Genomic DNA, 9,488 nt, shown 5'->3' with positions numbered 1-9,488 from the left:
CTGGCAAAACTGACGGATAAGGAACAGCAGTTTGTAATCGACTTCATCAAATCCAGCGGAAGCCTGAAGGATATGGCGAAGAATATGGGAGTCAGTTACCCTACTGTCCGGAATGTATTAGACGATCTGATTGATAAACTAAATAAAATCGAATAGGTTATGAACAAACAACATCTTTATGGATTGATTAATCCTTTTGAACGGATTGCCGGTCTGGAAGCATTGCTTTGGGGACTGGCTGGAATGGTGGTATCGACAGCTCTTTCTTTTTATTCCGGCTGGCATTATCACGGGTTGCTGCATTTTGGTCCGGCTCCGAATCCGGCGTGGTGGTGTTATGCGGTGGAGCACCTTGCCGTCTGGCTGATTCCGGCTGTTATGTTTTATTTGGGAGGATTGCTGCTTTCCCGTTCACGCATACGGATGGTCGATGTGTTGGGAACGGTCGTTTTCGCACAATTGCCGTTGATCGTCATGAACCTTTTCAACTTCTTGCCGCCTATGCAGAAACTCGCACAGATAGATGTGAACATGCCTCCGGCGGAGATCATGCAACAGCCCGGATTCCTTGTCGGAATATGGCTGTCGCTGGTCTCTTTTGTCTTTTTGATCTGGGCGCTGGTCTGGATGTTCCAGGCATTGAAAGTGTCCTGTAACCTGAAAGGCTACAGGTTGGGAATCCTCTACTGCGTGGGGATCTTCGGCGGAGACGTGTTTTGCCGCTATCTGATAAAATGGGTGTGCTATTGATGGAACAGCAGATTGCGTAGTCCGGCGATATCCTCTACGATATAATCCGCCCCGGCCTGCGATAACTCTTCCCGGTCACCGTAACCGTAAAGCACACCGATCGAATCGAGCCTGTTCTCTTTGGCCCCGATGATATCATGTTTGCGGTCGCCGATCATGACGGCTGATGGATGGTCCGTCAGGTTATTGCTTTCCAATACATGACGGATCACATCTCCTTTTGTATAGAAGGAACCGTCCAGGCCGCTGCCCGCGACGAAGGTGAAGTAACGGGCGATATCGAAATAGTCCAGGATGCGTTTGGCAAAGACTGTCGGTTTGGATGTCGCCAGCATCAGGATGCGCCCTTGCCGGGTTGCCTCTTCTAAAAAGTCTTTCATGCCGTCATACAGTTTGTTCTCATAAATGCCGGTGTCGGCAAAACGTTCCCGGTACTTTTCTGTAGCCTCTTTGGCCTGTTCGTCTGTGAAATGATAGAAATCCCGGAACGAGTCCAGAAGAGGAGGACCGATAAAAGGACATAACTCGCGAAGGTCATTCACTTGTATGCCGAAATGATTCAATGCGTATTCGACGCATCGGGTGATGCCGATCATCGGATCTGTAATCGTCCCGTCCAGGTCCAGCAGGATGTATTTGTACTCTTTCATTTGCAATTGTATTGTTTATCCTGTCCCGTGATAGCAGGTCAGTGCTCTTCTTTATACCAAGATGAGTACATGTGATAGTTCTTGGCTATCTTCTGGTTGATCTCTTTTGCCTGTTCCGGGTCTACTTTCTTTACGAACTTGGCCGGTACACCGGCGTAGATGCTTCCCGGCTCGACGATGGTCTTGCTCAGTACGACCGAGCCGGCAGCGACGATCGCTCCTTCACCGATTACGGCATGGTCCAGTACGACCGAGCCCATCCCGATCAGGGCGCCGTTGCATATCTTTGCCCCGTGGATCGTGACGTTGTGGCCGACCGACACATCGTCGCCGATCTCAATCGTCGATTTTTCGTATAAGGTGTGCAGGACGGAGCCGTCCTGTATATTCACCCCGTTGCCGATCCGGATGGAGTTTACATCGCCTCGCAACACAGTCCCGAACCAGATACTGCAACCTTCGCCTATCTCTACATCGCCGATAATAGTGGCGTTGTCTGCTAAAAACGTGTCTTTACCTATTTGGGGAGTAAAGCCTCTTACTGATTTTATTAAAGCCATAACTTTTTAATTGACAATTAATAATTGACAATTGACAATTTAAGGGAGAACAACAAACCTATTGTCAATTGTCAATCGTCTGTTGATTAAATTTCTGCCGTTTTTTCTTTTAACCAAGCCTTCTCTTCCTCAGTCAAATGCGGGCTTACCAAGTCGTATACCATCTGGTGGTATTTGTTCAGCCATGCATGCTCGCGTACAGAAAGCATGGACGGGATAACCAGCTTCGTATCGATGTAACATAACGTCAAAGTTTCGAAACCGAGGAACTTTCCGAATTCCGTTTCACTGTCTTCACGGATCAGGATCATATTCTCGGTACGGATGCCGTATTCGCCGGGGCGGTACATGGCCGGTTCGTCACTCATCACCATGCCCGGTTCCAGGATTACCGGGTTTTCTTCCATGCGGATGCTTTGCGGCCCTTCATGTACGTTCAAGCAATGGCCGATGCCGTGGCAGGTTCCGTGCAGATAGTTGATGCCGGCATCCCACAAAGCTTTACGGGCGAAGGCGTCGATCAAGCAGCCCCGTATGCCTGCGGGGAATTTGCATTTGGCAATTCCGATAGTGCCTTTCAGGGCGCGGGTAAAGTCCTTCTTCATTTGCTCGCTCGGCTCGTCGCAAAGGGCGATCGTACGGGTGATGTCGGTCGTTCCGTCCAAATACTGGGCTCCGGAGTCGAGCAGGTACAAACTGTCCGTTTTCAACTCCGTGTCCGTTTCGGGTGTGGGAGAATAGTGTACGACCGCTCCGTGAGGACCGTAGCTAGATATACTGGCAAAGCTGTCCATGACATATTGGGGCTGTTCGGAGCGCAGAGCCGTCAACTTGGCAGCGGCACTCAGCTCCGTCACCTTTTCTCCGGCTTTAAGCATCTTTTCCAGCCAGAAGTAGAATTTGGTCATGGCGATGCCGTCTTTCAGGACGGCGTTGCGGAATCCTTTTATCTCTGTCTCGTTCTTGATGCTTTTCAGGTGATTGGCGGGCGAGGTTCCTTCTATCAGGATACTGCTTTTGGGCAGTGCATTGTAGATGGCTACGTTGGTTCGTTTGCTGTCGATGAACACCCGTGTCCGTTCCGGCAGTCGTGACAGGAAGGTTGCCAACATGCCGTAGTCGGCTAGTGTCACTCCTTCTTTCTTTAGATGTTCTGCTATTTCAGCAGGGATCTTCTTCGGATTCATGAACAGTACGCTTTCCTTCTCGGAAACGAATGCATAACTGATGACGACCGGATTATAGGCAACGTCCGTACCCCTGATATTGAAGGTCCAGGCCACTTCGTCCAATGCGGAAAGAATGGTGCAGTCGGCTCCTGCCTTGTGTAGCATCTTGTTGATATCGAGTAGTTTGTCTTCTGTTGATTTTCCGCTGAGTTCGATCGGCATTTCAAACATCGGAGCTTCAGGGATGGCGGGACGTTCTTTCCAGATCGGATCGATCAGCGAAGCGTTTGTATTCAGTTTGATCTCTTTTTCCGCTAATGCCTTTTCCAGTGAGCGGGCATCTGCCAGGCTGTATATCTCGCCGTTCAGTCCGACTGTCTGTCCCTCTTTTAGTTCGTGTGTCAGGAACTCCGGGATTGTCGGGGTTTCGGGCAACATCATTTTGAAAAGTTCGATACCTGTCCCTTCCAGTTGGGTAGAGGCTTGCAGGAAATATCGGGAGTCGGTCCAAAGCCCGGCTTTATCGGCTGTGATTATAACTGTTCCGGCCGAACCTGTGAATCCGGAAATCCATTCACGGTATTTCCAGCAGTCGGCAGGATATTCACTCATGTGAGGGTCGGAAGTCGGAATAATATAAGCATCGATTTTATGCTGTTTCATTGCTTCCCTTAGGGCGGCAATACGTTCAGGAATGTTTGTTTTCATTGCGTTTTGTTTTATGTCAACGTTACTATAGGCAAAGTTATTAAATTTCTTCTCTTTCTATGTCCTTGGAAGAAAAAAATCAAATCTACTCATATTTCTGCCTTATAAGTTATCTGTATTCAGATTGCAATAAAGGAAGATGACTAGTATTATTTCTGAAATATCTGTACCTTTGCGAGAAAACCTTTTAAATAATAATATAGGAAAAGCTAAAAGTTAGTATATGAGAAATATAATGTTATCGCTTATGACTGCAATGGCTATGACTGCCTGTACGGGGCAGAAGGCTGAGAAGGCGGAAGCTACTCAGGATAATTTCAATTATGTCGTGGATCAGTTTGCTGATCTTCAGATACTGCGTTATCGAGTTCCGGGATTTGAATCCCTTTCTTTGAAGCAGAAACAATTATTATATCATTTGTCGGAAGCCGCCCTGATGGGCCGGGATATTTTGTTCGACCAGAACTGCCGTTATAACCTGCCGATCCGCCGTGCGCTGGAGGCTGTTTATACCGGCTATAAAGGAGATCGTACGGATCCGCAGTTTGTTGCTTTGGAGACTTATCTGAAACGGGTTTGGTTTGCCAACGGCATTCATCATCATTATGCGGAAGACAAATTTGTTCCCGGTTTTACGCCCGAATTCTTCCAGACTTGCATCTCTCAGGTCGGTGCTTCCGCACTTCCGTTACGTGAAGGGCAGACGGTGGAACAGTTTGTTGCCGAGATCAGTCCCGTGATCTTTGATCCGGCCGTGATGGCGAAGCGTATGGTGCAGAGTGGCGATGTCGACCTGATCCGGGCTTCGGCCAATAATTATTATGGCGAAGGGGTTACCCAAGTAGAAGTCGAGGATTTCTATGCCCGGATGAAAGCAGGGAAAGACACGATTTCTCCTATCTCTTACGGCTTGAACAGCCGTTTGGTAAAAGAGAACGGCAAGCTGGTCGAAAAAGTGTGGAAGGTAGGCGGCCTCTATTCGCCGGCAATCGAAAAGATCGTGTCGGAATTGCAGAAAGCCACGGCTTTTGCCGAGAACGATGCGCAAAAGTCAATCATCGGGAAACTGATCGAATATTATCAGACCGGCGACTTGAAAATCTTCGATGCCTATTCGATCCTATGGGTGGAAGATACGGTATCGGATGTCGACTTTGTGAACGGCTTTATCGAAACATACGGAGATCCGTTAGGAATGAAAGCCAGCTGGGAGTCGACCGTGAACTTTATCAATAAGGAGGCAACGAAGCGAACAAAAGTGATCAGCGATAATGCGCAGTGGTTTGAAGATCATTCTCCTGTAGATAAACGGTTTAAGAAAGAAAAAGTAAAAGGAGTCAGTGCCAAAGTAATTACAGTTTCCATGTTGGGAGGTGATTGCTATCCGGCAACTCCGATTGGCATCAACTTGCCGAATGCCGACTGGATTCGCCGCGATCATGGTTCGAAATCCGTTACGATCGAGAATATCACCGAGGCATACGACAAAGCTTCTCAGGGAAATGGTTTCAATGAGGAATTTGTCTGGAGTGAGAAGGAGCGAGAAGGATTGAAGAAATACGGATTCATCACCGACAATCTGCATACCGATTTGCATGAATGCTTGGGACATGGTTCCGGTAAATTGCTTCCCGATACCGATCCGGATGCTTTGAAGGCCTACAGTTCGACTTTGGAAGAGGCGCGTGCCGATCTTTTCGGTTTGTACTATCTTGGAGATGCCAAGCTGGTGGAACTCGGACTTGTGCCGGATGCAGAGGCTTATAAGGCCGAATACTATAAATATATAATGAATGGCCTGATGACACAGCTGGTCCGGATCGAGCAAGGCAAGAATGTTGAAGAAGCCCATATGCGCAACCGTCAGCTGATTGCCAAATGGGTATATGAAAAAGGAAAGGCTGATAACGTGATTGAACTGAAACAGCGGGATGGCAAGACATACGTGGTGGTCAATGACTATGCCAAGCTGCGTGAACTGTTCGGAACTTTGTTGGCGGAAGTGCAGCGTATCAAGAGTGAAGGTGATTTTTCCGCCGGAAAGAAACTGGTGGAAGAGTATGCCGTAAAGGTCGACCCAGCTCTTCATGCCGAAGTGCTCGAACGCTATGCCAAATTGAACCTGGCTCCGTATAAGGGATTCGTGAATCCGGTGATGAAGGAAGTCAAGAACGATAAGGGAGATGTAACGGATATTGTGCTGGATTATACCGAAGGGTATACCGATCAGATGCTTCGTTACAGCAAGGAGTATTCGTTTTTACCTTCCTATAATGAATAATAAAGCGTATGTTACAGAATGAATTAAAAGAAATACGGACCCAGCTTCGCCTGGCGATGAATGGAGTGATCTCTACCAGCATGCGCGAGAAGGGTATTGTCTATAAGTTGAATTTCGGTGTTCCTTTGCCTGAAATCAAGCAGATTGCCACTACACATAAACCGAACTCTGAGCTGGCCGCTGCTTTGTGGAAAGAAGACATCCGTGAATTCAAGATATTGGCTTCTTTTTTGCAGCCGGTAGACGAGTTCTCGTCCCAAGAGGCGAAGCAATGGGTGAAAGAAATCCCTTATTTGGAAATTGCAGAGCAGTGCAGCCATAATTTGTTTTATAAGTTGCCGGATGTGGAGGAATTGCTGCTCGGGTTGATTTTTAATGTGGAAGACGAATATGCACGTACGGTGGCTTATCTTGTCTGGGCCGAACTGTTTAAGGAAGGAAAGGATTTGATAGCACCGGTGAGGACCGCATTTGTCGCAGAATGTATGCGGACGCTTGCCCAGACTGATTTCGAGGCGTCCTTCAAAGAAAAGCAGGCTGCGGTGAAAGCCATGAAATTTTATGGAAGACAGTCGGCTGAACGGGCGCAGCAAATGTTGGGCGGGTTCGATGATTTTCCTGAATTCATGCAGACGCCCGAAGGGCAGGAAATATATAATGATTTAAAATTTGAATTTGAATATTGCCGTTAAGGCTTTGCGTTTAAAATAAATGCGCTAACTTTGTCGGTCGCGTGGAGTCGCAACTTGAAGATGGATGCAAAAAAGTACACAGAGATGCAAGACCTGTTCACCAGATATCTTGCCGAGAAAAAACTACGAAAGACGGAGGAACGCTATGCCATATTGGAGTGTATATGCAGTTTCCCCGGTCATTTTGATATGTGTTTGCTTCATCAGAAACTGGAGGAAATGAATTTTCATGTCAGTCGGGCTACTGTTTATAACACGGTCGACGTTTTGGTAGACAGCGGCTTAATTGTGCGTCATCAGCTGACGGCCCAGGCTGTACAGTATGAATTACGGATGCTGGCGGAGACACACTTGCATCTGATCTGTATGAAATGCGGGGCAATCAGAGAGCTGAAGGATGCAACACTAAAGAAAGATGTCGGAGCGTTGAAGATATCGCGTTTCACTCCGGAATATCATGCGCTTTACATTTATGGCTTATGTAGCAAATGTAAGTACCGGCTTCAGCGGAAGAAGTAAGAATATTAACATCTATATAATATATAAACGATGAAAGTTGACGTTCTATTAGGATTGCAGTGGGGTGACGAAGGCAAAGGAAAAGTTGTCGACGTTTTGACTCCGAATTACGATGTGATAACTCGTTTTCAGGGAGGTCCCAATGCTGGACATACTTTGGAATTTAACGGTGAAAAGTATGTGTTACGTTCCATCCCTTCCGGTATTTTCCAAGGGGGTAAGGTAAACGTTATCGGTAACGGTGTCGTACTGGATCCGTTGTTGTTCCAACAGGAAGCGGAAGCGCTTGCTGCCAGCGGGCACGACCTGACCAAACAACTGTGTATCTCTAAGAAAGCTCATTTGATCTTGCCTACTCACCGTATATTGGATGCTGCTTACGAAGCTGCGAAAGGGTCAGGCAAAATCGGTACGACCGGTAAAGGTATCGGTCCGACTTATACGGATAAGATCAGCCGTAACGGTCTGCGCGTAGGCGACCTGTTGCATAATTTCGATGAAAAGTATGCAGCTGCAAAAGCAAGACATGAAGCGATTCTGCGTTCTCTGAATTATGAATATGATATTACTGAATTGGAGGCACAGTGGTTCAAGGCTTTGGATTATTTGAAACAGTTTCGTTTGATCGACAGCGAACATGTGATTAATAACTATTTGAAAGAAGGCAAGTCTGTTTTGGCCGAAGGTGCACAGGGCACTATGCTGGATATTGACTTTGGTTCGTATCCGTTCGTGACTTCTTCCAATACGATTTGTGCTGGTTGCTGTACCGGTTTGGGGGTTTCTCCGCGTAACATCGGTGAAGTTTATGGAATCTTCAAGGCTTATTGCACACGTGTCGGTAGCGGCCCGTTCCCGACAGAGCTGTTTGATGAAACAGGCAGCAAGATCCGTCAGATCGGTCATGAATATGGAGCTGTAACCGGACGCGAACGTCGTTGCGGCTGGATTGACTTGGTTGCGTTGAAATATGCGATCATGATCAACGGTGTGACGAAACTGATCATGATGAAGAGCGATGTGCTGGATGGCTTCGAAACAGTAAAGGCTTGCATTGCTTATAAAGTCAATGGCGAAGAAACAACAGAGTTTCCGTTTGAAATCAATGAGGGCATCGAACCCGTATATGTGGAAATGCCGGGTTGGAATGTCGATATGACGAAAATGCAAAGTGAAGACGAATTTCCCGAAGAGTTCAATGCTTACATCTCTTTCTTGGAAGAAGAGCTGGAAGTTCCGATCAAGATTGTATCTGTCGGTCCTGACCGTGAACAAACAATTGTCAGATATACCGAAGAATAAAACCTGAAAATAATACAAAATGGCAGAAGACCACATCCCGGAAGGATGATCTCCTGCCATTTTTATTTTTGGCAGACTTTTTGTCGTTTATGATTTAGTATAACTATTATAAATTAGAAAAATATGAGCATGTATTGGATTATATTTATCGGTTTTGCCCTTCTTAGCTGGTTGGTTTCTTCCAGACTCCAGAACAAGTTTGAAAAATATTCCAAGATTCCTATGCCGAATGGTATGACAGGAAAGGATGTGGCTGAAAAGATGTTGCATGATAACGGGATTTATGACGTAAAGGTGATTTCCACTCCCGGACATTTGACGGATCATTATAATCCGGCAAACCAGACCGTCAATCTGAGTGAATCGGTTTATTACAGTAACAGTATTGCTGCTGCTGCCGTTGCAGCTCATGAATGCGGACACGCTGTCCAGCATGCTACGGCTTATGCGCCTCTTCGGATGCGTTCGGCTTTGGTTCCGGTCGTCAGCTTTGCTTCCAACATTATGACATGGGTGCTGTTGGGTGGCATGCTGTTGATTAATACGTTTCCCCAGTTGATGCTGTTTGGTATTATTCTTTTTGCATCGACGACTTTATTCAGTTTCATTACACTACCGGTCGAGATCAATGCCAGCCAGCGGGCTTTGGTATGGTTGAGCAATGCCGGCATCACAAATGTCTATACGCATGACAAGGCTGAAGATGCTTTGCGTTCTGCTGCTTACACGTATGTAGTGGCTGCCTTGGGTTCGCTTGCTACATTATTATATTATATCATGATTTTCCTGGGGGGAAGAAGCCGGGATTAAACAGGAAGCATTACCTTTGCAGCCTAAATAAATATAAATTAGTGAAT

The 9,488-nt window shown here is 46.7% G+C and carries 10 protein-coding genes; 7 read left to right on the top strand and 3 right to left on the bottom strand.

What is annotated here, in order from left to right:
* Positions 1-156 (top strand): DUF2089 family protein (locus tag BHV83_RS17530; RefSeq protein ID WP_286757825.1); only part of this gene is annotated, 156 nt, incomplete at its 5' end.
* Positions 157-159: 3 nt separating this feature from the next.
* Complete coding sequence (locus tag BHV83_RS17525; RefSeq protein ID WP_005636705.1) at positions 160-750, top strand: YIP1 family protein; 591 nt, start codon at positions 160-162, stop codon at positions 748-750.
* Here the strand turns inward: BHV83_RS17525 and BHV83_RS17520 are convergent.
* The 3 genes from BHV83_RS17520 to BHV83_RS17510 all read right to left on the bottom strand — a co-directional run bounded on the left by BHV83_RS17520 (position 744) and on the right by BHV83_RS17510 (position 3,837).
* Positions 744-1,400 carry an HAD hydrolase-like protein gene (locus BHV83_RS17520; protein ID WP_122122274.1) on the bottom strand — a complete coding sequence of 219 codons (657 nt, stop codon included), beginning with the start codon at positions 1,398-1,400 and terminating at the stop codon, positions 744-746. The genes BHV83_RS17525 and BHV83_RS17520 overlap by 7 nt on opposite strands.
* 38 nt (positions 1,401-1,438) lie before the next feature.
* Entirely contained in the window at positions 1,439-1,960 is a 522-nt protein-coding gene (locus tag BHV83_RS17515; protein WP_055285088.1) for a gamma carbonic anhydrase family protein, read from the bottom strand.
* Positions 1,961-2,046: 86 nt separating this feature from the next.
* Positions 2,047-3,837 carry an aminopeptidase P family protein gene (locus tag BHV83_RS17510; RefSeq protein ID WP_122205377.1) on the bottom strand — a complete coding sequence of 597 codons (1,791 nt, stop codon included), beginning with the start codon at positions 3,835-3,837 and terminating at the stop codon, positions 2,047-2,049.
* Positions 3,838-4,060: 223 nt separating this feature from the next.
* Here BHV83_RS17510 and BHV83_RS17505 point away from each other — a divergent pair, with 223 nt between their 5' ends.
* From BHV83_RS17505 to BHV83_RS17485, 5 genes are all read left to right on the top strand, one after another.
* Entirely contained in the window at positions 4,061-6,118 is a 2,058-nt protein-coding gene (locus BHV83_RS17505) for a dipeptidyl-peptidase 3 family protein (RefSeq protein ID WP_286757823.1), read from the top strand.
* An 8-nt stretch (positions 6,119-6,126) separates the two neighbouring features.
* A complete protein-coding gene (locus tag BHV83_RS17500) occupies positions 6,127-6,810 on the top strand; it encodes a DNA alkylation repair protein (RefSeq protein WP_195489486.1) in 684 nt (227 codons plus the stop codon).
* A gap of 60 nt (positions 6,811-6,870) precedes the next feature.
* Positions 6,871-7,329: a Fur family transcriptional regulator gene (locus BHV83_RS17495; RefSeq protein ID WP_005636692.1), complete on the top strand. Its 459-nt coding sequence runs from the start codon at positions 6,871-6,873 to the stop codon at positions 7,327-7,329.
* A gap of 30 nt (positions 7,330-7,359) precedes the next feature.
* Positions 7,360-8,631: an adenylosuccinate synthase gene (locus BHV83_RS17490; RefSeq protein WP_005636690.1), complete on the top strand. Its 1,272-nt coding sequence runs from the start codon at positions 7,360-7,362 to the stop codon at positions 8,629-8,631.
* Between the two features lie 123 nt (positions 8,632-8,754).
* Positions 8,755-9,441 carry a zinc metallopeptidase gene (locus BHV83_RS17485; protein WP_005636689.1) on the top strand — a complete coding sequence of 229 codons (687 nt, stop codon included), beginning with the start codon at positions 8,755-8,757 and terminating at the stop codon, positions 9,439-9,441.
* Positions 9,442-9,488 lie beyond the last annotated feature (47 nt).

The sequence above is a fragment of the Parabacteroides sp. merdae-related_45_40 genome (assembly GCF_001915675.1).
The sequence above is the reverse complement of the archived record's forward strand: the minus strand, read 5'-3'. Positions and strand labels throughout refer to the sequence as shown.

What these genes read in the sequence shown, in the direction of transcription:
- BHV83_RS17525 (WP_005636705.1), top strand. Translation starts at nt 160, where the DNA reads ATGAACAAACAACATCTTTATGGATTGATTAATCCTTTTGAACGGATT.
- BHV83_RS17520 (WP_122122274.1), bottom strand. Translation starts at nt 1,400, where the DNA reads ATGAAAGAGTACAAATACATCCTGCTGGACCTGGACGGGACGATTACA.
- BHV83_RS17515 (WP_055285088.1), bottom strand. Translation starts at nt 1,960, where the DNA reads ATGGCTTTAATAAAATCAGTAAGAGGCTTTACTCCCCAAATAGGTAAA.
- BHV83_RS17510 (WP_122205377.1), bottom strand. Translation starts at nt 3,837, where the DNA reads ATGAAAACAAACATTCCTGAACGTATTGCCGCCCTAAGGGAAGCAATG.
- BHV83_RS17505 (WP_286757823.1), top strand. Translation starts at nt 4,061, where the DNA reads ATGAGAAATATAATGTTATCGCTTATGACTGCAATGGCTATGACTGCC.
- BHV83_RS17500 (WP_195489486.1), top strand. Translation starts at nt 6,127, where the DNA reads ATGTTACAGAATGAATTAAAAGAAATACGGACCCAGCTTCGCCTGGCG.
- BHV83_RS17495 (WP_005636692.1), top strand. Translation starts at nt 6,871, where the DNA reads ATGGATGCAAAAAAGTACACAGAGATGCAAGACCTGTTCACCAGATAT.
- BHV83_RS17490 (WP_005636690.1), top strand. Translation starts at nt 7,360, where the DNA reads ATGAAAGTTGACGTTCTATTAGGATTGCAGTGGGGTGACGAAGGCAAA.
- BHV83_RS17485 (WP_005636689.1), top strand. Translation starts at nt 8,755, where the DNA reads ATGAGCATGTATTGGATTATATTTATCGGTTTTGCCCTTCTTAGCTGG.